The organism is Rhizobium sp. L43, from assembly GCF_002531725.1.
Taxonomy (GTDB): Bacteria; Pseudomonadota; Alphaproteobacteria; order Rhizobiales; family Rhizobiaceae; genus Rhizobium.
In genome coordinates this window covers 206,422-226,676 of sequence record NZ_NWSQ01000010.1, presented here as the reverse complement: position 1 = coordinate 226,676, position 20,255 = coordinate 206,422, and the positions used below count along the sequence as shown (strand labels likewise).

Below are 20,255 nucleotides of genomic sequence, written 5' to 3'. Positions count from 1 at the left end.
TCCCTCGCCTCCAAGGCGGTCTTCTTATCCTGAAATTGTCGGGAACCGCTTAAGCCGGTTCGAGCGCCATGACAAGGCTGGCATTCTGCCCGCCGAAGCCGAAGGAGTTGGAAAGCACGGCCGAAACCTGGGCTTCCCGCTTCTTGTTCGGCACGACATCGAGAACGATCGACGGATCGGGGTTGGTGTAGTTGATCGTCGGCGGCAGCGTTCCGGTCAACATCGTCTGCAGCGAGAACACCGCCTCGACGGCGCCCGCTGCCGTCAGCGTATGGCCGATCATCGACTTGTTGGACGAGACCGGAATGCCGACGAGCCGCTCGCCGAACACGGCCGACATCGCCCCATATTCCATCTTGTCATTCTCAGGCGTCGAAGTGCCATGCGCATTGATGTAACCGATGCCGCTCTCGTCGATGCCGGCATCGGCAAGCGCCGCGCGGATCGTCGCGATTGCCGGGCCGCCATCGGGTGACGACCGGGTGCGGTGGAAGCTGTCGGCCTTGTCGCCGGCGCCCTTCATGATGCCGAGCACCTTGGCGCCGCGGGCGACCGCTGATTCCAGCGATTCCAGCACCAGCGTCGCCGCACCTTCGGCGATGACGAAGCCGTCGCGATCCTTGCTGAACGGCTTGGAAGCCTTGGTTGGCGGATCGTTCTGGGTCGAAAGGGCAGACAGCAGCGAGAAGCGGATCAGCGCTTCAGCGCTCAGCGAGCCGTCGGTCGCAACCGTCAGCGCCCGGGTCGTGCGGCCCTGGCGGATCGCCTCGATGCCGAGCTGGATCGCCGTGACGCCGGAAGCGCATGCGGTCGACAGCGTCACGGGAAGGCCGCGCGTGCCGAACCGGTCGGCAAGCCGCTCGGAAATCGCGCCGAACAGGGCCGCCTCGTGGAAAGCCGGGTCCGGCCGCTGGCGCAGCGCCGTCAGGAAGCGCTCATAAGCATCCCCCGGATGGTCGGAGGCCGGCGAGCGGTCGGCAAGTTCGAAACGCGCGCTCCATTCCGGCTCGATCGGCGGGGCGGCGAGGAACAGCGGCCCGTTGAAATCGCCGGAAAGGCCGGCATTGGCAAGCGCCTCGATCGTCGTTTCGCGGGCGAAGGCATAGGAGCGCTCGACGGCGTTCGGCGCCGGGATGCCGATGAAATCGACCGTGCCGGCAATCCGCGTCGACAGTCCCTCGGTCGGGAAGCGGTTGATCTCGTGAATGCCCGACGTTCCGGAGGTCAGGGCCGACCAGTTGTCGCTGATACCCTGGCCGAGTGAGGTGATGATGCCCATGCCCGTGACGGCAACGATCGGACGGCCGAGATGATCCCTGTAAGCGGAAGCTGTCATGTCCTTACTCCTCACGCATCTGCGGAAAGAACGGCAACGCCCTCGCCGCGCTGGTGGCCGACCGTGGTCACGATGGCGGCAGTGGCGCCTGCCCGCATCGGCGCCTCATGGGCGGCATCGAACGGCGGAACCTTGGCCTTGCCGTCGACGGCAAGGGCCGCGAGCGCCAGACCCAGCGTGAACTGCGTCTCGATCGTATGGCCGGTGACGCCGCCGAAGCCGCGGATTGCAACGTCGGGCAATCGATGTTCGAGCACTGCCCGCTCGCGGGCGGCAAGATCGTGCATGCCGGTCGAGCCGGAAAAGATCGCCGTGCTCTCAGCAGCAAGCCCGGCGGCCGGCGCCAGAAGCCGCTCCAGCCGGACTTCGAAATTGCCGGCATTGCGGTTGCCGCGGTCGCCCTCGACCGCGTCGATGACGGCATAGATATGAGCGCCGCGGGCTTCAGCATGCTGGCGCGATTCGAGCACTAGGAAGGCGCCTGCCGAACCGGTGATCATGCCGCCGCCGTCGCTGGGTCTGCGTGACCAGAGCGGCACCCAGTCGCCGCGCGCATGGGCGCCGATCGCTTCGGTGAGCAGGATCATGTCGGGCCGCTCGGCGGCAAAGGCGCCGCCAACCAGCGCATGCGAGGATTCGCCCGATTTGATGCGGTAGAAAGCGGTTTCGACGGCCGATATGCCGGCCGCTTCCTCGCCCATGAAGGTGCGCGACGAGCCGGTGACCTTGTGTACGATCGAAATATTGCCGGCGAGCAGGTTGGAAAGCTGGGCGAGGAACAGCGTCGGCCTGAGTTCGGTCGTCAGCTTCTCGTTCAAAAGCAGCTCGCGGTCGTTGCGCTTTAGCGCTTCGTCGACGATCAGCGTATCGACATTGATGTCGCGCTCGCCGCCGCCGGCCGCCACGATCATGTCCATCGTGCCGCAAGCTTCGGCATCGTCCTTGAAGCCGGCATCGTCGAGTGCCAAGCCCGCGGTGAAGACGCCGATGCGCTGCCAGTTCTCCATCTGGCGCTGGTCGCCGCGCTTGGCGATCTGCTGCGACCAGTCGATCTCCGGCAGCGGATGCACCGGATAGGGCTTGAACTTCTCGGTCTCGACGATCGCCTTCGGCGCGCTTGCCGCCGAAAGCAGCGCGATATGCGCATCCTTGCCGACGCCCTGACAGGTGACGATGCCGATGCCTGTGATGACGACATCGTTTGCAGCCTTGCTCATCCAATCACTCCCTGCGCCGCGATCGCTTCAAGAAGCCCGATCTCGCCGGCACGTTTCTTCACGATATCGCCGAGCGGCACCTCGGAAAACGGCATGGTGCGCAGCTTCAGCTGCGCATCGCAGACCTTCTTGCCGCCGCTGGTGATTTTAGCCTTGGTGACCGCAAAACCCGAACCATCGTGCTCGAGCACCGCCTCGATGTCGAGCACGGCTTCCGGTTCGACGAAAGTGCGCATCTTGGCGCCGTCGACCGTCATCAGAAAGGGCATGGCGGCGAAATTGGTGACGGCAAGCACCAGCATGCCGGAGGCCTGCGCCATGGTCTCGATCAGGAGCACGCCGGGAACCAGCGGCATGCCGGGAAAATGACCCTCGAAGACAGGGCTCTTGGCCGGCACGACGGATCGCGCCTTCAGCGTGCCCTTCTTCAGGTCCACCGCTTCGACGCGGTCGATCATCTGGAAATATTCCAGCAGCATTCGGATCCTCCGACCCGACAGGCCAGATCCGCCCGCCGGTGACGCCTGAAGCGCGTCGCACTTCAGGTCTTTGTTTTGTGCCTGCCGTTATCCCAAAACCGCTGCACACTTTTGGGCGGCGTGCACTAGTTAGGAACGAAACCGCCCGGCCGCCATATTCACAGCGGCAGGGCGTTCAAATAAAGACTGTTATTTCGCTCAGGCCTTGGCTGCTTTGAGCTCGTCGATCTTGGCGCAGAGGTTCTTCAGCACGAAATATTCTTCGGTGGAAACCTTGCCCTCGTTGACTTCCTGCGTCCACTTTTCGAGCGGAATCTTGATGCCGAATTCCTTGTCGATCGCAAAGACGATGTCGAGGAAATCGAGGCTGTCGATACCGAGGTCGTCGATCGTATGGCTCTCCGGCGTGATCGTCGCGCGGTCGATCTCGCTGGTTTCTGCAATAATGTCGGCAACTTTGTCGAATGTAGCGGTCACGCGCTGTACCTCATGAAATGACGATTTAAACCTCCTCATAGGCAAATCCATTTCAAAAGCCAATGCTTTCGTCCGGGCGTTGCGGCAATTTGCCGGTCGGGTGTTGCCTAAACAGCAATGGAATGCAGGCCGTTGCCGTCATCCGGGCTACAGCGATGCCGCTGCGGGAAGCCCGCTGTGCCGGCGGAGCGAACAAACCGTCCGAATCAAAGCCGCGCACGGCCTCGCCTCTCGCAAGCGCCTCCCCGGCAGGAGCCGCGAGCACCGACAGTTGATCTGGATCAAATCGCGATCCCGGTGAAATTGATAATGATCAAACGGCGCGGGAAGAAATCGGGATAGCCGAACCCGCGATCGCGGCGTAATCGTCGGGGAGATGTCAGGCATGCCAGCCATACCGGGCATGGCCGAGTGCATCAGGATTTCGAAGGGATCAGGATATGGACGTCGCACAGAGTGAGGTTCTCGAGCTTGGCATCCCCGTCGCTTGTCGATCCTGCCAGGCGCGGCATGGCGTCGTCTGCGGCGCCTTGTCGAGCGCCCAGCTGCGTGAACTCGGCCGCCACTCGCTACGCCGCAAGGTCGATGCCGGCTGCGAGATCGTCGCTCAAGGGTCGGAAAGCTCGTTCTATTCGAACATCATGCGCGGCGTGGTGAAGCTCTGCAAAGTGATGCCGGACGGGCGCCAGCAGATCGTCGGCTTGCAATTCGCCCCCGATTTCGTCGGCAGGCCTTTCGTGCGCGAAAGCACGCTGTCGGCCGAGGCTGCGACCGATGCCGAAATCTGCGTCTTCCCCCGCAACCTGCTCGACCGCATGATATCGGAGACGCCGGAGCTGCAGCGTAGCCTGCACGATCAGGCGCTGAAGGAACTGGATGCCGCGCGCGAATGGATGCTGACGCTCGGCCGGCGCACCGCCGAGGAAAAGGTCGCAAGCCTGCTCCACCTCATCGCCACCCACGCCGAACCGCAAACGGCCACGAGCACCGCCTTCGACCTGCCGCTATCGCGCGCCGAGATTGCAGATTTCCTCGGGCTGACGATCGAAACCGTCAGCCGCCAGATGACAAGGCTGCGCAAGAGCGGCGTCATCCGCATCGAGAATTTCCGACATATCATCGTCCCCGACATGGATGAGCTGGAAAAGAAAATCAGCGCGTAAACGGGAGCGCCTATCCGGAATTAGCGCGGCGCATAACCTTGCGGTTAGCGCGCGCATAACCGTTGGTTAGCGCGGGTTAGCGCGTAATGACCACGCGGGTATTGGCAAGGCCGACCTGGCGCGCCAGCGAGAAGAACTGGGCCGCATTGTCGGGATGCAGGCGCACACAGCCATGCGAGGCAGGCCGGCCCAGGCGCTTCAGGTCGTAGGTGGCGTGAACGGCATAACCGCCGTTGAAGAACACCGCGTAGGGCATTGGTGCATTGTCGTATTTCTGCGAACGATGATCGCGCGAGAGCCACTTGGCGCTCCAAGAACCGGTCGGCGTGACATAGCCGTTGCGCGCGGTCGAGACCTTCCAGCGATACTTCACCCAACCGTTCTCGGTGACGGTCATCGTCTGCTTGCCGATGCTGATATTGGCAACCAGGGTTGCTGCCTCGGCGGCAACCGGAGAAAACTGCAGCAATAAACTTGCGGCCGCAGCCGCCAAAATCGTCTTCATGATAACCCCTCTTCGCACCCGCACAGTTTTAACTGCGCCCTCACGACAGAGAGACTACGGAAATACTTTCTATATAGCTTTAACCCGAATGGTAATCACAATTCTAACGAGCCAAGGCGGGGATTGCCCGAGTAAGGCAGCGCCACCTGACTCACTGAAGCTTGCGTGCCGCCGAAGGCTGCTTGAGCTGCTGGTAAGCCTTGTTCATCTTCTGGCGGATCGAGGCCATCGTGCCGAGATTATGGCCGCAGGCCGCACAGGTGATGATGTCGGTCTCGCGGATCTCGGCACGCTCGAACTTCATCTTGGTGCTCTTGCACTTCGGGCACGGTAGTTCAACCTGGACTGTCATTGCTTTGCTTCCGGTCTGATTGGATTGAGGCGGTCGGAATAAACGTTTGAGTGCGGCGAGTCCACAGGGGCGTGCCGTGTGACGCCCTACAGAAAACACAAAAACAGCCCGAACGTCAGCCCAGCCAGCACCATGCAGCTGGCATAGAACACCGACACGCCGTCCTCGATGTCACCCAAGGTTGCCACGTCCCGGCCGGCATCATTGATCATCGGCTCGGTCACGATGACACCGCCGTAGATGCGGGGGCCGGCGAGCTGGACGTTGAGAGCGCCGGCCATTGCCGCCTCCGGCCGGCCGGAATTCGGCGAACGATGCAGGCCACCGTCGCGCATCCCCACCCGGATCGCCTCTCGGCAGGGATTAATGCCTCGCCGGATGCAGGCGCCGGCGGCGATCAGCAGGATGGAGAGCCGGGCGGCCGGCCAGTTGGCGATGTCGTCGAGCCGGGCGGCGGCCCATCCGAAATCGATGTATTTTTCCGACCTGTGGCCGATCATCGAATCCGCCGTGTTCAGCATTTTGTAGGCAATCAGCCCCGGCAGGCCGAAGACGGCATACCAGAGCGCCGGTGCCACCACGCCGTCGGAGAAGTTTTCGGCAAGGCTTTCGATCGCCGCACGGCAGACGGCCGGCTCGTCCAGCGTCTCCGGATCGCGCCCGACGATGCGGGAAACGGCGGTTCGCCCGCCGGCAAGCCCGTGGTCGCGCAGAGCGGTGGCCACGGCCGCGACATGATCGGCGAGGCTCTTCTGCGCCAGGAAGATCGCCACCAGACCGGCCTCCAGCACAATGCCGGCAAGGCCGAAGAGCGCGAAGAACCGATCGAACACAAAGCCTGCGGCGATCGACAGCAGAAGCAGTGTCAGGATCGCGGCAACGCCGTTCATCCGGCGTTGGGAACCCGTCAGGCTTGAGGGATTGAGCTGTTGGTCGGCATAGGAGATCGCCGCGCCGAAGATGACGACGGGATGCGGCACCCGCGACCACAGCCATTGCGGATCGCCGGCGATCCGGTCGAGCAGCAGCGCCAGAAGCAGAACGAGAAGGTTTTCGTCGATCGTCATCGCTCAAATCCCTGAAGGGCTTCGCCAAGCCGCCCATCCGCCGCCGGATCGGGCGTCAGCCCGAAACGCAGCCACTCCGGCGCATAATCGAACTTGCGGACGAGAATATGATGGCGGCAGAGATGCGTGTAAATGTCGCCGGCTCTCGCATCGGCGACAAGGGCAAAAAGCGCCGTTCCTCCCGCTATCCGCAACCCGGCGCCCTCTAGCGCCGCCTCCAGACCGATACTGCGCTCCTCGATGCGGCTGTGGATCGGAGACGCGTCCGAGCGCAGCAGCGAGGCGGCAATCGACAGCGCCGGGCCGGAGACTGCCCAGGGGCCGAGCCAATCCTCGAAACGTGCGAGAATATCGCCGCGCGCAATCGCAAAGCCGAGCCGCAGGCCGGCAAGCCCGAAGAACTTGCCGAAGGAGCGGAAGATGATCAGGTTGGAAAGCTGCTGCGCACGGCTCGCGAGGCTGAGCCACGGATCGGTATCGCCGAAGGCCTCATCGATGACGAGAAACCCGTTTGCGGCCTTCATCCTGTCGTGCAAGGCAACCAACGTTTCAACCGGCCAGGCCCTGCCGTCTGGATTGTTCGGATTGACGACGACGGCCAGCCGATGCTCGGCCCGGACTGCGGCGACATCGCCCACCGCATCGACGGCAAAACCGGCCGAAGTAAAGGCGCGCGCATATTCGCCATAGGTCGGCGACACCACGGCGACCCTGTCGTCCGCCACGGTTCCCCGTCCGCCCGCCTCGATGAGGCGCGGCAGCAGCTGGATCACCGATTGCGTGCCGGGCACCGGCAGCGGAAGGATCTCGCCGCTGCCATAATGATCACGCGCAGCTACCCTTGCCTCATCGACGAGATGCCGGTCCGGCAGGCGGTGCCAGGCCCTTGCCGGAATGTCAGGCAGGGCGACAGGGCATGGATTGATGCCGGTGGAAAGATCGAGCCAGTCTTCCGGCCTGCCGCCGAAGGTGGCGGCAGCGGCGGTGATACCGCCGCCATGGGCGATCGGTGCGCTCATGTGGCGGCTCCGGCCAGATCGATCAGGTGCATGTAGGAGCCTGCCACCTGGTCGCGCCGAAGCCCGGCAGCACCGAGATCGGTTCCGAGCGCGTCTTGCACGGCAAACAGCCGCTTTCCCTCCCCCTCGGAAACGACGGTGGAATAGTGGAATTCATGCGCCGTCATCGTCCGTGCAAAGAAAGCGCCGTCGAGTGGCGTCACACGGCGATAGCCGAGATGGCGCCGGCGCTCGGCATAGCTGGTGACGACGGGCAGCAGGCCGAGCATTTCGTGGCGCTTTCCCCCCGCATCGATCAACCCGTCGCCGAGCACCATGTAGCCGCCGCACTCGCCGTAGATCCTGATGTCGCGTGCTGCCGCATCGCGCATGCCGGCGCGGAAATTCTGCGCCGCGGAGAGCCGCCCGGCATGCAGCTCGGGATAACCGCCGGGCAGATAGATCGCATCGGCGTCACCGGCCGGCGCCTCGTCGGCAAGCGGCGAGAAAAAGGAGATCGCAGCACCCCGGCGCCGCCAGCCGAGCAGCATGTGCTCATAGGAAAAGGCGAAGGCGACATCGCGCGCCACGGCGATACGGGCGCCCAGCGGCATCAGCCGGTCGATATTGGCGGCCGATGGCCGGTTGAGCCCCTGCCTGGCGATGCGCAGCAGGAATTCGAAATTACACTCCTCGGAGACCGCATCCGCCGCGTGATCGATGAAGCTTTCAAGGGTCGCATGTTCACCGGCCTGGACGAGACCGAGATGGCGCTCCGGCAGGGAAAGCGCCTTGTCGCTGCCGATCACGGCGACAACGGGCATACGGATAGCTTCAAGGGCCCGGCGCAGCATCGCCTCGTGCCGTTCGCTGCCGACCTTGTTGAGGATGACACCGGCAACGCGAACATCGGCGCGAAAGCCGGCAAAACCGGCAACCAGCGGCGCCACCGACTGCGACATGCGCGAGGCATCGACGACGAGCACCACCGACAGGCCGAGCTGGGCAGCAAGATCGGCCGCCGTTCCCTTTCCGTCCGCCGCTCCGTCGAAAAGCCCCATCATCGCCTCGATGACGAGAATGCGGTCGCCGGAGCGGTGAAGAGCCGCATTGGCCGAGATCAGTTCCGGGCGCATCGCCCAGGGATCGAAATTCAGACAGGGCGTGCCGCTTGCGGCCGCATGGAAGGCGGGGTCGATATAATCAGGACCTGCCTTGCCGGGCGCGACCGCGATGCCGCGCCGGCGAAGCGCCCTGAGCAATCCGAGCGTCACCGTCGTCTTGCCGGCGCCGGAGGACGGCGCTGCGATCAGGAGGCCGCTCATGCCAGCACCTTGCCGGACCGGCGGAATGGATCGGGCAGCAAGCGCCGCCCGCCGAGCGCGCCGAGCCAGTCGAGCGAGGCCCGCAGCCGCACCACCTCGCCGACGACGACCACTGCCGGCGGCTCCAGCCCGGAGGCGGCGACCGCCTCGATCGCCTCCCCGAGCGTCGTCTCCAGCACCTGCTGCCGGCCGGTGGCGGCATTGCAGACGAAGGCGACGGGTTCGGATGGCGACCGGCCGGCGGCGATGAGATTGGCGCTGATCTCGGCGATATGTTTCATTGCCATATACATGACGATGACGGGCGAACCTCGGCCGATCGCCTCCCAGTTGATCCTGTCGGGCACGATGCCGGAGGAATCATGGCCGGTGAGGAAGGTGACGGCATGGTTGACGTCGCGATGTGTCACCGGAATGCCGGCATAGGCAAGCCCACCGATTCCGGCAGTGATGCCGGGCACGATGCGGAAAGGAATATTGTGCTCGACCAGCGTCAGCGCCTCTTCGCCACCGCGGCCGAAGACGAAGGGATCGCCGCCCTTCAGCCGCAGCACCCGCTTGCCGGCCCGCGCCAGTTCCACCAGCCGCAACGAAATATCCCGCTGCTTGGCCGAGGGCTTGCCGCCGCGTTTCCCGGCATATTCCAACTCGGCACCGCGATGCGCGAGCTTCAGGCATTCCTCATTGACCAACGCGTCGTGGACGATCACATCGGCCTCGGCGAGCCCCTTGGCGGCAAGCAGCGTCAGCAGCCCGGGATCGCCCGGACCGGCTCCGACGAGCCAGACGCTGCCCGGCTCCAGCGCCGGAAGATGGGAGAATGCGGCATCGATCATCCTGCTGATCTAGGCCCAGCAAAGGGCAAGGTCAACGCCACGCCCGTCACCTCACTGGAAGTTGCTAAGATTGCTATGACTCACTTCACGAAGAGGCGGATTCGATTTGGCAACAAACCCACCCAACAATATGAATACATTATAATATCATCACAAAGGCCAGCCGCGGCGCAGCCGGCCTTCCAGGCCGTCAAGCGGCAAGCAGCGTGTTGCGAATGAGGTCGAGGACCTTCTCCGATTCGATGCCGGTGCAGACGATCTGGCTCGGCAGACCATCCCAGTCACCGGGCGGGAAACGGCGGCTATCCGGCTTGACGACCGTCTGACCATCGGCGATGCCACCGCAGACGACGCGCACTGCGCCCGTGATCGTGGTGAACAGCTCGGGCGCCACGACATAGACCGAAGCGCAGCTATCATGCACCATCATGCCGTCCTCGACCGCATGCTTGTAGAAATCGATGTAGGACTGCGACAGTGCGTCGAGCAGCTTCACCGCCCCGTCTCCCCTGGCCGCCATCTCGCCGAGATAGCGGCGGCTCATCGTCGTGATCGAGGTGACGTCGAGACCGATGACCGCCACCTTCCAGGGCGCGGTCATGACGATGTCGGCAGCCTCGGGGTCGCCGTGAATATTGGCTTCGGCAACCGGCGAGACATTGCCCGACACATAGAAATTGCCACCCATGATGACGACGTCCTTGACCAGGCTCGCAATCTCCGGGTCTTCCTTCAGCGCCCGCGCCAGATTGGTCATCCGCCCGACAGCGACCAGCCGCACTTCGCCCGGGTTGGCGCGCACGGTGTCGATGATAAAGCGATGCGCCGGGCGCGGATCGAGCGGCAGGTCGATCGTCCCGGGCACCTCGATATCGCCGAGGCCGTTGTCGCCATGCACCATGGCCGGCCATTCCCGCTCGGCGCGCGAGGGATCGATGGTGACACTCGCGCCCTTGGCAACCGGTGCCGGGATATTCCATTCGCGCTTGAGGAAGAGCGCATTGCGCGTCGTCGTCTCGACCGAGGCATTGCCGAAAACGGTGGTGATGCCGATCAGATCGATCTCGGGATGACGGTGCAGGAAAAGAAGCGCCATGGCGTCGTCGACGCCCGGATCCGTGTCATAAATGACCTTGTGCATTGAATACCTCTAGATATGAATCGCTGGCTGCCGGACGGCGCCGCAACATGCCGCCACCATAACGCCCGTCAGGCTTTCTGCAACCCGATGCCGGCAATCGCCGCTGTCGCATGGGCGGACTTGATCTTGCCGAGCAGCAGCTCCGCATCCACGCCAAGCGCCGCAAGTGCCGCCGATTCCGCCACGCCGTGGCAGCCAACGCGGGCAAAGACGATCTCGGAGGGATTTTTGAGCCGCGGCGTTTCCTCTTCCAGCCTCGGCGCGTCGAAGAAGACGACAGGCACGGCAAAATGGCTGGCAACGGCAAGGATCGCCGCCTCCTGCCTGCGGCTGTCGATGGAGGCAATGGCCACAAGCTCTGCCGCGCCGATGCCGGCCGCCCTCAACGCCTCGACGGCAAGCGCCAGCACCTCGGCAGCCGGCGTCCCGCGCTCGCATCCGAGCCCGAGCACATGGCGTCTGGTCCTATCGAAGGGAATGTCGCTCATGGAAGCCGTTGAATACGCCCTGCTGTGTCATCGCAGCCATTGCAGCTTGGGTCGGCAAATGCAACAACGCCGCCAGAAAGCCTCTTGGAATACCGCCTTGCCTGACATAGCCCTCCATCTTCTGCTGCTGCTCTGTGTGGCCGCCTTCTTTGCCGGTTTCGTCGATGCCATTGCCGGCGGCGGCGGCCTGATCACCGTTCCCGCCATGTTGATCGCCGGCATTCCGCCGCTGCAGACGCTCGGTACCAACAAGGTGCAGTCGATCTTCGGCGCCGCCTCGGCAACGATCGCCTATGCCCGCAAGGGCCACGTGCAGCTCAATGAACAGTTGCCGATGGCACTGATGGCCGTCATGGGCGGGGCGCTCGGCGCCGCGCTCGCCACGATCGTGCCCGGACAGGTGCTGCAGGCGATCATGCCGGTGCTGCTGTTGGCGATCGCCATCTTCTTTGCCGTCAAGCCTAATCTCAACGACCTCGACACCCACCGTCTGATTACGCCCTTTGCCTTCGGCCTGACGCTGGTGCCGATCATCGGCTTCTATGACGGCGTTTTCGGCCCCGGCACCGGCTCCTTCTTCATGCTCGCCTTCGTCACACTCGCCGGCTTCGGCGTGCTGAAGGCCACCGCCCACACCAAACTTCTCAATTTCGGCTCGAACTTCGGGGCGCTGATCGTCTTTGCAAGCTTCGGGGCGATTCTCTGGAAGATCGGCCTGTTAATGGGTGTCTGCCAATTCCTCGGCGCACAGCTGGGTTCGCGGCTCGCCATGCGCATCGGCGCAAAGCTCATCAAGCCGCTGCTCGTAATCGTCTGCGTCGCTCTTGCGGTCAAGCTGCTCTCCGATCCGGCAAATCCGCTGCGGGTCTGGCTCGGCATCTGAGCCAGACCACCTTCCATTACCTCTGACGTAATTGATAGGGTGCGCCACCTTCCCGCATGATCGTCCTGCCTGAATGGACGGGCGATCAAAGGAGACGACCTGATGAACGACGCAAAGACCAACGCCGAACGCTACCTCGCCATCTGGAACGAGACGGATGCCGTCCGCCGGCGCGCGCTCATCGCCGAGTGCTGGAGCGAAGCCGCAACCTACATCGATCCGCTGATGCGCGGCGAAGGCCATGAGCAGATCAATTCGCTGGTCGAAGCCGTGCAGAGCCGATTCCCCGGTTTCCGCTTCGAGCTGGTCGGCGCGGCCGACGGCTATGGCGACAATCTACGCTTTTCCTGGGGGCTCGGCCCTGAAAATGGCGAAGCGCTGATCAAGGGCACGGATTTCGCCGAACTCGAAGGCGGCAAACTGAAATCCGTCCGCGGCTTCATCGACCAATTGCCGGAAGCCGCCTGATGACGCCGACCGCCCGCTCCGTTGGAGATCATCTGCGCGAATGGCGGCAGCGCCGCCGCATGAGCCAGCTCGACCTTGCGCTGGAAGCCGATATCTCGCAACGGCATCTGAGCTTCATCGAGAGCGGGCGCTCGACCCCGAGCCGCGACATGCTGCTGCATCTTGCCGAACGGCTCGGCGTGCCCTTGCGCGACCGGAACCCGCTGCTGCTCGCGGCGGGTTTCGCTCCTGTTTTTGCCGAACGCGCGCTCGACGATCCCGCACTGGAACTGGCCCGTCGCGCCATCGACATGGTGCTGAAGGGGCACGAGCCCTTCCCAGCAATCGCCGTCGACCGCCATTGGATACTCATTGCGGCCAATGCGGCCATCGCTCCGCTGCTCTCAGCCGTCGCCGACCAGTCCCTGCTCACGCCACCCGTCAACGTACTGCGCCTCAGCCTGCACCCACAAGGATTGGCGCCCCATATCAAAAACCTTTCCGAGTGGCGCGCCCACCTTATCGGCAGGCTGCGCCAACAATTCTCGGCTTCGGGCGATCCAATGTTGGACAAGCTTTTGAAGGAGTTACTGTCCTATCCAGCGCCTAAAACTGCTGGCGAGGTCCATACCGACTATGCCGGCATCGCCGTTCCCCTTCAGCTTTCGACCAAGGCCGGCTTGCTTTCCCTGATTTCGACAACGACTGTCTTCGGCACGCCCGTCGACATCACCTTGTCGGAAATCGCGGTCGAATCCTTCTTCCCGGCGGATGAGGAAACGGCCGCCATCCTGCGCAGCCTCGCGCTCAACTGATCGCCTCAGAACTCGACGCCCGGCTGGCCCTTGATGCCGGAGCGGAAGGGATGTTTGATCAGTTCCATCTCGGTTACCAGATCGGCGATCTCGATCAACTCCTCTTTGGCGTTGCGGCCGGTCAGCACGACATGCGTCATGGCGGGCTTTTCGGTCTTTAAAAATTCCACCACCTCGTTGATATCGAGATAGTCGTAGCGCAACGCGATGTTGATCTCATCGAGCAGCACCATGGAATTGCGCTCGTCGCGGATCAGCTCCTTGGCCTTTTCCCAGGCGGCCGAGGCTGCGGCAACATCGCGGGCGCGGTCCTGCGTTTCCCAGGTGAAACCCTCGCCCATCGTATGGAACTGGCAGAGATCGGAGAAATGCTTCTCGATCAGGTCGCGCTCGCCGGTCCACATCGCGCCCTTGATGAACTGCACAACGGCTGACGGCTTGCCATGGGCGATGTGGCGGAAGATCATCCCAAAGGCAGACGAGGACTTGCCCTTGCCCTTGCCGGTATGGACGATGATCAGCCCCTTGCCGTCGGTCTTGGTCGCCATGATCTTGTCGCGCGCGGCCTTCTTCTTCGCCATTTTCTCGGCGTGGCGCGCATCGTCCTTGCCGCCCGCGTCGTTGTCCGGGGTCTCGCCGCTCATCAGTTTACCTCATTGCGTTGCATGGCAGCCAGGTCGAACCGGGCCGAATTGCTGCGCGGCGTCCAGAGGCTGCGGTCGATCGCTTCGCTGAGCCGCTCCCTCATCTCGTCGAATGCCGCCGGGTTCTTCTCGATCATGAAGCTGCGCACAGTGGGATCGGCGACGAAGGCCTGGTAGACGGCCTCGAAATGATGTTCGCCGACCGCGCCCGTCGTCGCCGAAAAGGCGAAGAGATAATCGACGGTCGCGGCGATCTCGGCCGCGCCCTTGTAACCGTGGCGCATGACGCCCGATATCCATTTTGGATTGACGACGCGCCCGCGCACGACACGGCCGATCTCCTCCTCCAGCGAGCGGATCACCGGCTTTTCCGGTCTGGAATGGTCATTGTGATAGATCGACGGCCGCACGCCGGCGAGTTGTTCGGCCGCCGCCGCCATCCCGCCCTCGAACTGGTAATAATCGTCACTGTCGAGCAGATCGTGCTCGCGATTGTCCTGGTTCTGAATGACCGCCTGCACCGAGCGCAGCCGCTCCTCGAACAGGCCGCGTTCGGCCTTGCCCTGCTCGCCGGCGCCATAGGCATAACTGCCCCAGACGAGATAGGCCTCGGCGAGATCGGCGCGCCGCTCCCAGCCCTTTTCATCGATCAGCGCCTGCAGGCCGGCGCCATAGGCGCCGGGCTTCGAGCCGAACACCCGGTAGCCCGCCCGGCGTTTCGCTGAGGCGGCGTCGAGACCGGCGGCGGCAAGCCTTGCCGCCTCACCGCGCATGCGCGCTGCGATCGGGTTGTCCGTCTCGTCCTCTTCGAGCGCGCCGACGGCGCGGACCGCCTTGTCGAACAGGGCGATCTGCTCGGGGAAAGCGTCGCGGAAGAAACCGGAGATCCGGAGCGTCACGTCGACGCGCGGCCGCCCGAGCATCGCCGGCGCGATGATCTCATAGCCGGTGACGCGGCGCGAACTCATGTCCCAGAGCGGCTTGACGCCGATCAGTGCCAGCGCCTGGGCGATATCATCGCCGCCGGTGCGCATGTTCGAGGTGCCCCAGGCCGTCAAGCCGAAGGAGACGGGCCATTCGCCGTGATCCTGCACGTAACGGCGCACCAAAAGCTCGGCGGACTTCTTGCCGAGCTCGTAGGCCGCCGGCGTCGGCACGGCGCGGCTGTCGACCGAATAGAAATTGCGGCCCGTCGGCAGCACATCGGGCCGCCCGCGCGTCGGCGCGCCGGAGGGACCGGGTGAGACGAAACGGCCATCGAGGCCTTTGAGCAGCCCTTCGATCTCCGCGGGGCCGCAAGCGAGGATGGAAGGTTTGAGGCGGGCTTCGATCTCGGCGAGCATCGATCTGGTATGGGACCAGAGCGGCGGGCACGCCATTTCGCCGGAAACGAACTTTGCGGCGAGCAGTTCGATGCGCTCGACGGTGTCGCCGTGGGTGCGCCAGGGGGTGTCGAGGATATCGGCGAGAATCTCAGGTCGTGGACCGGCCCAAACGGCGGCCATGTCACAATCGAGAGGGTCGAAGGTGGAGGCACCCCCCTCTGTCCTGCCGGACATCTCCCCCACAAGGAGGGAGATCGGCAAGCCGCTTGGGCTTCCCACAAAAGAACCCTTGGCGGATGCCGCGCCTTCGTCCGAGGAGATAGAGCAAGAACTCTCATCCTCGATCTCCCCCCTTGTGGGGGAGATGTCCGGCAGGACAGAGGGGGGTATCTCCAGCACGCCGCTCAATCCAGCATCAGCAGCAATCGCCCGCTGCAAACTCGCATCGCCACCCTCGCCGAGCCCGCGCGGCACCCGCGCCAGCGCCACGGTCAAGTCCGTCAGCAGCCGCCCCTCAGGCGACACACCAAACACATGCAACCCGTCGCGGATCTGCATTTCCTTGAGGTCGCAGAGATAGGCATCCAGCTTCTTCAGCGCCTCACCCTCGCTTTCACCCTTTGCGATGCCCGCATCGCGGTCGAGGCCGATGTCGGTCACCAGATCGAGGATCTGCCGACTGAGCAGGCGGATGCGGCGTGGATCGCCGCCGGAGGCCTCGTAATATTCGTCGACCAGCGCCTCCAGATCCTTCAGTGGCCCGTAGCTCTCGGCCCGGGTCAAGGGCGGCGTCAGGTGGTCAATGATGACGGCAGCACTGCGGCGCTTGGCCTGCGTACCCTCGCCCGGATCGTTGACGATGAAGGGATAGAGATGCGGCAGCGGCCCGAGGATCGCCTCGGGATAACATGTCTCCGATAGCGCCAGCGCCTTGCCCGGCAGCCATTCGAGATTGCCGTGTTTGCCCATGTGGATGACGGCATGGGCGCCAAACTCGCGCCGCAGAAAGGCGTAGAAGGCGAGATAACCGTGCGGCGGCACGAGATCCGGCGAATGATAACTTTCCTTCGGATCGATATTGTAGCCCCGCGCCGGCTGGATACCAACGAGCACGTCGCCGAAACGGGCGAACGGCAGAGCGAAAGCGCCCTCGCGAAAATATGGATCGTCTTGCGGAATGCCCCAGCGGGCTCGCACCTCATCCTGAATCTTATTGGGAAGAGATTCCAGGAAGCTGTTGTACAGACTCAGGGAAAGCGTCTCGCGGATGATCTTTCCGTCGGAACCGGAATTGGTCGGCCCTTGCATCAGGTGGCGGATCAGCGCATCGCCGTCGGCCGGAATCTCGGCGACCGGATACCCCGCCACCCGCATAGCCTTCAGCACCTCGATGGTGCCGGCCGGCGTATCCAAACCGACGCCGTTGCCGAGCCGACCGTCGCGGTTCGGATAATTCGCCATAACAACCGCGATGCGCCGGTCGCCGGCCGACGCCTTCCGCAGCCGCGCCCAGTTGGCGGCAAGCTCTGCGGTATAGCGCACCCGGCCGGCATCCGGTTCGCTGGCGACGATATTCGTCTCGACAACCGCATCGTAACGGGCGGCCGTCTTGAAGGAGACAGCCCGCGCCAGCACCCGCCCGTCGACTTCAGGCAGCGCCACGTTCATGCCGAGATCGCGCGCCGACAGCCCTTGCGAGGAAGCAAGCCACGCCTCCCTCGACGAGGCCGACAGGATCGCCTGCAGCACGATCGCCCCATTCGCCTCCAGCACCGTCGGCTGCCGGTCTGCACCCGGTGTGGAGACCGCGAAGCCGGTGGTGTTGATGACGACATCGGGCTTCAGCGCCGAAAACACGCTTTCGAGAATAGCCGTGGAAACCGGATCCTTGAGGCTATAGGCAAAGACCGGCAGCGGCCGGAGACCGAGTGCGGCCAGCGTCTCGACCAGTGCCTCGATCGGCCCGGTCTCGCCGCTCTGGACGAGGGCGCGGTAGAAGCTGATAGCGACGATGGGAGATGTAGGTTCGAATCCCATGTTCTCCGTCGAGCTTAGGGCACCCCCCTCTGTCCTGCCGGACATCTCCCCCACAAGGGGGGAGATCGGCAAGCCGCTTGGGTTTCCCAGAAAAGAAACGTTGGAGGATGCCGCACCTTCGGCCGAAGAGATGGAGCGAGACCGCTCATCCCCGATCTCCCCCCTTGTGGGGGAGATGTCCGGCAGGACAGAGGGGGGTGCCACACGCGAAGACATCTCCGCAGCAACAACCCGCCGCCACTCCTCAACCCCGATCAGCCCGCGCCCAGGCCACCAGATACCGGCTTTCATCAAAGGTGCCGCCGGTGTCGGCTTCTCCGTGCCTGCCAACATCGCCCCGGCATAGCCGAGAAAGGCCCGCGCATTAGCATCACCGCCCTCGATCAGATAGGCCCAGAGCGCATTGAGATCGTCGAGATCAACATTGGAAAAAGGAACCAGCCCCGCATCCGGCTTCGCATCGCCCGGCAGCACCGCGATCAACGCACCGGCGCGGGACGCTGCCGCATACAGCGCCTCCAGCGCATAATGGAAATAGCTGGCGCCGCCGAGCGCCCGCACGATGATCAGCTTGGCATGCCGCGCCGTGCGCTCGACATAGGTATCGACCGACATCGGGTGCTTGAGGCTCATCAGGCTGGCGAGCCTGAGCGAATGCGGCCCACCGCACTCGCGATGGGCGGCTGCGATCGCGGCAAGCTCGCTGTCGGCAGCCGACAGGAACAGGATCTCGCCCGGCGTCTGCCCGAGGTCGATCGCCTCCTCGCCGTCGCTGATCGTTCCCTGCTGGGCCAGAAGCAGATGCATTGGTTTACGCCAGTTCTTCGATCGCCGCCCTCACAGCGTCCTCATCCATTTCGTGCAGGCCGATGACCACGAGGCGCGTAGCGCGTGTCTCGCCCACTCCCCATGCGCGGTCGAAATAATGGTCGACGCGGCTGCCGACCGCCTGGAGCTGCAGGCGCATCGGCTTGCCCGAAACATCGACGAAGCCCTTGAGGCGCAGCACGTCATGGGTCGATATGATCATCTTCAGGGCCTCGACGAAACCGGCGGGATCGGCAACGGGTCCGAGTTCGACGACGAAGCTGTCGAATTCGTCATGATCGTGCGGCGCACCGTCCTCATGCTCCAGCTCGTGATGCGACTTGCGGTTGGCGATATCATCCTCCGTGCCGATGCCGAGGCCGAGCAGGATGCCGGCCGGCACCTCGCCGTTTTTCGCCTCGACCATCACAGGCTTGCGCACGGTGCGGGAGGCGACTTCTTCGCGCACGCGCCCAAGGCCGGCGACGTCGATCAGGTCGGTCTTGTTGAGAACGATGAGATCGGCGCAGGTGAGCTGGTCCTCGAACAGCTCCTCGATCGGGCTTTCGTGATCGAGCGATTCATCCTCGGCGCGGCGCGCATCGACGGCATCATGGTCGTCGGCGAAACGGCCGGCGGCCACAGCCGCACTGTCGACCACCGTAATGACGCCGTCGACGGTCACCTGGGTGCGGATATCGGGCCAGTTGAAGGCCGCGACCAGCGGCTGCGGCAAGGCGAGGCCCGAGGTTTCGATGACGATATGGTCGGGCCGCTGTTCGCGCTCGAGCAGCTTCGTCATCGTCGGAATGAAATCGTCGGCGACGGTGCAGCAGATGCAGCCATTGGTGAGTTCGATGATGTCGTCCTCGCTGCAGTTCTCCGCGCCGCAGCCCTTCAACACGTCGCCGTCGACGCCGAGATCGCCGAACTCGTTGATGATGAGGGCGATCTTCTTGCCGCCGGCATTGGTGAGCAGGTTGCGGATGACAGTCGTCTTGCCGGCGCCGAGGAAGCCGGTGATGACTGTTGCGGGGATTTTCTGCTGGTTCATGGACTTAACCCTTCATTTTCAGCGGCAGGCCTGCCGCGATGAAATAGACTTCAGCGGCCCTCGCCGCGATCGATTGGTGCAGCCGGCCGGCATGATCGCGAAAATCCCGCGCCATGCGATTGTCGGGCACGATGCCGAGGCCGACCTCGTTGGAAACGAAAACGAGCCGCGCTTTGGCGTCAGGCAGGACATCGGCAAGGGCGGCAAATTCCGCCGCCATGTCACGCTGCTCCATCATCAGATTGGTGACCCAGAGCGTCAGGCAGTCGATCAGCACGATACGCCCTTCGCCGTCGATGGCGGCAAGCTTGCCGACCAGATCAAGCGGCTCCTCATGCGTCGTCCAGGACGGGCCGCGATCGGCCTTGTGCTTGATGATGCGCGCCTGCATCTCCTCGTCCCAGGCACGGCCGGTGGCGACGTAGTGGCGGTCGAGGCCGGTTGCGGTGACGAGGGATTCGGCAAAGCGGGATTTGCCGGAGCGGGCGCCGCCGAGGATGAAGACGGTGTTGGATGGGGCGCTTGTCATATGCAGACCGTCGCCAGAGGAAACGCGACGTTCCGCCACCCTCCCTCATTCCCTTCCTCGGGCTTTGCCCGAGGGATGTCACAGGAATCCAGCCACGGCGCGTCCGCGCCGTGAATGACTCGGTTAAAGGGGTTAAAGGGGAGTCCTCCGCGCCCAACGACTTGGGCGCACTGGATTCCTGTGACGAGCACAGGAATGAGGGAGGAGAGGAATGTGCCCACCAAACACGCCGCAACGGAAGGCGCCGACACCTGTAAGGTCTCGCCAAGCCGCGCCGCACCAGGCCGCGCTGAATTCAATCGTTCAGCCAAGACAACCTCCGTGCTGGCA

20 protein-coding genes are annotated in these 20,255 nt (G+C 63.8%); 4 read left to right on the top strand and 16 right to left on the bottom strand.

Features of this window, described 5'->3' with window-relative positions; genetic code table 11:
• Nucleotides 1-49: 49 nt before the first annotated feature.
• From CO667_RS15515 to CO667_RS15500, 4 genes are all read right to left on the bottom strand, one after another.
• The gene (locus CO667_RS15515; RefSeq protein ID WP_097619192.1) at nucleotides 50-1,336 is read right to left on the bottom strand and encodes a beta-ketoacyl-ACP synthase; all 1,287 of its coding nucleotides are present in this window, start codon (nucleotides 1,334-1,336) and stop codon (nucleotides 50-52) included.
• Nucleotides 1,337-1,347: 11 nt separating this feature from the next.
• Nucleotides 1,348-2,553: a beta-ketoacyl-ACP synthase gene (locus CO667_RS15510; RefSeq protein WP_097619191.1), complete on the bottom strand. Its 1,206-nt coding sequence runs from the start codon at nucleotides 2,551-2,553 to the stop codon at nucleotides 1,348-1,350.
• Nucleotides 2,550-3,032: a 3-hydroxyacyl-ACP dehydratase FabZ family protein gene (locus CO667_RS15505; RefSeq protein ID WP_003540474.1), complete on the bottom strand. Its 483-nt coding sequence runs from the start codon at nucleotides 3,030-3,032 to the stop codon at nucleotides 2,550-2,552. Before CO667_RS15505 ends, CO667_RS15510 begins: the two co-directional genes overlap by 4 nt.
• A gap of 198 nt (nucleotides 3,033-3,230) precedes the next feature.
• A complete protein-coding gene (locus tag CO667_RS15500) occupies nucleotides 3,231-3,509 on the bottom strand; it encodes an acyl carrier protein (protein WP_003540486.1) in 279 nt (92 codons plus the stop codon).
• Between the two features lie 440 nt (nucleotides 3,510-3,949).
• Between CO667_RS15500 and CO667_RS15495 the strand changes: the two genes are divergently transcribed.
• Complete coding sequence (locus CO667_RS15495; RefSeq protein ID WP_097619190.1) at nucleotides 3,950-4,672, top strand: Crp/Fnr family transcriptional regulator; 723 nt, start codon at nucleotides 3,950-3,952, stop codon at nucleotides 4,670-4,672.
• A gap of 76 nt (nucleotides 4,673-4,748) precedes the next feature.
• Here CO667_RS15495 and CO667_RS15490 read toward each other — a convergent pair whose 3' ends face one another.
• The 8 genes from CO667_RS15490 to CO667_RS15455 form a co-directional block, all read right to left on the bottom strand.
• Nucleotides 4,749-5,177 carry a L,D-transpeptidase gene (locus CO667_RS15490; RefSeq protein ID WP_097619189.1) on the bottom strand — a complete coding sequence of 143 codons (429 nt, stop codon included), beginning with the start codon at nucleotides 5,175-5,177 and terminating at the stop codon, nucleotides 4,749-4,751.
• Between the two features lie 151 nt (nucleotides 5,178-5,328).
• Nucleotides 5,329-5,529: a hypothetical protein gene (locus CO667_RS15485; protein ID WP_097612989.1), complete on the bottom strand. Its 201-nt coding sequence runs from the start codon at nucleotides 5,527-5,529 to the stop codon at nucleotides 5,329-5,331.
• Nucleotides 5,530-5,615: 86 nt separating this feature from the next.
• Nucleotides 5,616-6,596 carry an adenosylcobinamide-phosphate synthase CbiB gene (cbiB, locus tag CO667_RS15480; RefSeq protein WP_097619188.1) on the bottom strand — a complete coding sequence of 327 codons (981 nt, stop codon included), beginning with the start codon at nucleotides 6,594-6,596 and terminating at the stop codon, nucleotides 5,616-5,618.
• Entirely contained in the window at nucleotides 6,593-7,615 is a 1,023-nt protein-coding gene (gene cobD / locus CO667_RS15475) for a threonine-phosphate decarboxylase CobD (RefSeq protein ID WP_097619187.1), read from the bottom strand. Before cobD ends, cbiB begins: the two co-directional genes overlap by 4 nt.
• Nucleotides 7,612-8,919 carry a cobyrinate a,c-diamide synthase gene (locus CO667_RS15470; protein ID WP_097619186.1) on the bottom strand — a complete coding sequence of 436 codons (1,308 nt, stop codon included), beginning with the start codon at nucleotides 8,917-8,919 and terminating at the stop codon, nucleotides 7,612-7,614. Before CO667_RS15470 ends, cobD begins: the two co-directional genes overlap by 4 nt.
• Nucleotides 8,916-9,755, bottom strand: coding sequence for a uroporphyrinogen-III C-methyltransferase (gene cobA, locus CO667_RS15465; protein WP_097619185.1), 840 nt, complete (start codon nucleotides 9,753-9,755; stop codon nucleotides 8,916-8,918). The genes CO667_RS15470 and cobA overlap by 4 nt, the downstream gene beginning before the upstream one ends.
• A gap of 190 nt (nucleotides 9,756-9,945) precedes the next feature.
• Entirely contained in the window at nucleotides 9,946-10,896 is a 951-nt protein-coding gene (locus CO667_RS15460) for a nucleoside hydrolase (protein ID WP_097619184.1), read from the bottom strand.
• A 68-nt stretch (nucleotides 10,897-10,964) separates the two neighbouring features.
• Nucleotides 10,965-11,384, bottom strand: a complete 420-nt coding sequence (locus tag CO667_RS15455) for a cobalamin biosynthesis protein (RefSeq protein WP_097619183.1) — start codon at nucleotides 11,382-11,384, stop codon at nucleotides 10,965-10,967.
• Nucleotides 11,385-11,481: 97 nt separating this feature from the next.
• On the opposite strand from CO667_RS15455, the gene CO667_RS15450 reads away from it, so the two are divergent.
• From CO667_RS15450 to CO667_RS15440, 3 genes are all read left to right on the top strand, one after another.
• On the top strand, nucleotides 11,482-12,267 hold the full coding sequence (locus CO667_RS15450) for a TSUP family transporter (protein ID WP_097619182.1): 786 nt from the start codon (nucleotides 11,482-11,484) through the stop codon (nucleotides 12,265-12,267).
• A gap of 102 nt (nucleotides 12,268-12,369) precedes the next feature.
• Nucleotides 12,370-12,735: a nuclear transport factor 2 family protein gene (locus CO667_RS15445; RefSeq protein WP_097619181.1), complete on the top strand. Its 366-nt coding sequence runs from the start codon at nucleotides 12,370-12,372 to the stop codon at nucleotides 12,733-12,735.
• Nucleotides 12,735-13,529, top strand: coding sequence for a helix-turn-helix transcriptional regulator (locus CO667_RS15440; RefSeq protein WP_097619180.1), 795 nt, complete (start codon nucleotides 12,735-12,737; stop codon nucleotides 13,527-13,529). The genes CO667_RS15445 and CO667_RS15440 overlap by 1 nt, the downstream gene beginning before the upstream one ends.
• A 5-nt stretch (nucleotides 13,530-13,534) precedes the next feature.
• On the opposite strand, the gene cobO is transcribed toward CO667_RS15440, so the two are convergent.
• Genes cobO through cobU form a run of 4 tightly spaced genes read right to left on the bottom strand, consistent with a single transcriptional unit; the run spans nucleotide 13,535 to nucleotide 19,925 of the window.
• Complete coding sequence (gene cobO / locus CO667_RS15435; RefSeq protein ID WP_097619179.1) at nucleotides 13,535-14,173, bottom strand: cob(I)yrinic acid a,c-diamide adenosyltransferase; 639 nt, start codon at nucleotides 14,171-14,173, stop codon at nucleotides 13,535-13,537.
• Nucleotides 14,173-18,342 carry a cobaltochelatase subunit CobN gene (gene cobN / locus CO667_RS15430; RefSeq protein ID WP_097619178.1) on the bottom strand — a complete coding sequence of 1,390 codons (4,170 nt, stop codon included), beginning with the start codon at nucleotides 18,340-18,342 and terminating at the stop codon, nucleotides 14,173-14,175. Before cobN ends, cobO begins: the two co-directional genes overlap by 1 nt.
• 4 nt (nucleotides 18,343-18,346) lie before the next feature.
• Nucleotides 18,347-19,396 (bottom strand): cobalamin biosynthesis protein CobW, encoded by a 1,050-nt coding sequence (gene cobW, locus CO667_RS15425; protein WP_097619177.1) that lies wholly within the window; start codon nucleotides 19,394-19,396, stop codon nucleotides 18,347-18,349.
• A gap of 4 nt (nucleotides 19,397-19,400) precedes the next feature.
• The gene (gene cobU, locus CO667_RS15420; RefSeq protein ID WP_097619176.1) at nucleotides 19,401-19,925 is read right to left on the bottom strand and encodes a bifunctional adenosylcobinamide kinase/adenosylcobinamide-phosphate guanylyltransferase; all 525 of its coding nucleotides are present in this window, start codon (nucleotides 19,923-19,925) and stop codon (nucleotides 19,401-19,403) included.
• Between the last annotated feature and the right edge of the window lie 330 nt (nucleotides 19,926-20,255).

Excerpts from the sequence above, each read along its gene's own strand:
- CO667_RS15460 (WP_097619184.1), bottom strand. The coding sequence starts at position 10,896 with ATGCACAAGGTCATTTATGACACGGATCCGGGCGTCGACGACGCCATG.
- CO667_RS15485 (WP_097612989.1), bottom strand. The coding sequence starts at position 5,529 with ATGACAGTCCAGGTTGAACTACCGTGCCCGAAGTGCAAGAGCACCAAG.
- CO667_RS15510 (WP_097619191.1), bottom strand. The coding sequence starts at position 2,553 with ATGAGCAAGGCTGCAAACGATGTCGTCATCACAGGCATCGGCATCGTC.
- cbiB (WP_097619188.1), bottom strand. The coding sequence starts at position 6,596 with ATGACGATCGACGAAAACCTTCTCGTTCTGCTTCTGGCGCTGCTGCTC.
- CO667_RS15490 (WP_097619189.1), bottom strand. The coding sequence starts at position 5,177 with ATGAAGACGATTTTGGCGGCTGCGGCCGCAAGTTTATTGCTGCAGTTT.
- CO667_RS15440 (WP_097619180.1), top strand. The coding sequence starts at position 12,735 with ATGACGCCGACCGCCCGCTCCGTTGGAGATCATCTGCGCGAATGGCGG.
- CO667_RS15515 (WP_097619192.1), bottom strand. The coding sequence starts at position 1,336 with ATGACAGCTTCCGCTTACAGGGATCATCTCGGCCGTCCGATCGTTGCC.
- CO667_RS15470 (WP_097619186.1), bottom strand. The coding sequence starts at position 8,919 with ATGAGCGGCCTCCTGATCGCAGCGCCGTCCTCCGGCGCCGGCAAGACG.
- cobD (WP_097619187.1), bottom strand. The coding sequence starts at position 7,615 with ATGAGCGCACCGATCGCCCATGGCGGCGGTATCACCGCCGCTGCCGCC.
- cobU (WP_097619176.1), bottom strand. The coding sequence starts at position 19,925 with ATGACAAGCGCCCCATCCAACACCGTCTTCATCCTCGGCGGCGCCCGC.
- CO667_RS15495 (WP_097619190.1), top strand. The coding sequence starts at position 3,950 with ATGGACGTCGCACAGAGTGAGGTTCTCGAGCTTGGCATCCCCGTCGCT.
- CO667_RS15455 (WP_097619183.1), bottom strand. The coding sequence starts at position 11,384 with ATGAGCGACATTCCCTTCGATAGGACCAGACGCCATGTGCTCGGGCTC.
- cobA (WP_097619185.1), bottom strand. The coding sequence starts at position 9,755 with ATGATCGATGCCGCATTCTCCCATCTTCCGGCGCTGGAGCCGGGCAGC.
- cobW (WP_097619177.1), bottom strand. The coding sequence starts at position 19,396 with ATGAACCAGCAGAAAATCCCCGCAACAGTCATCACCGGCTTCCTCGGC.
- CO667_RS15505 (WP_003540474.1), bottom strand. The coding sequence starts at position 3,032 with ATGCTGCTGGAATATTTCCAGATGATCGACCGCGTCGAAGCGGTGGAC.
- cobO (WP_097619179.1), bottom strand. The coding sequence starts at position 14,173 with ATGAGCGGCGAGACCCCGGACAACGACGCGGGCGGCAAGGACGATGCG.
- CO667_RS15445 (WP_097619181.1), top strand. The coding sequence starts at position 12,370 with ATGAACGACGCAAAGACCAACGCCGAACGCTACCTCGCCATCTGGAAC.
- cobN (WP_097619178.1), bottom strand. The coding sequence starts at position 18,342 with ATGCATCTGCTTCTGGCCCAGCAGGGAACGATCAGCGACGGCGAGGAG.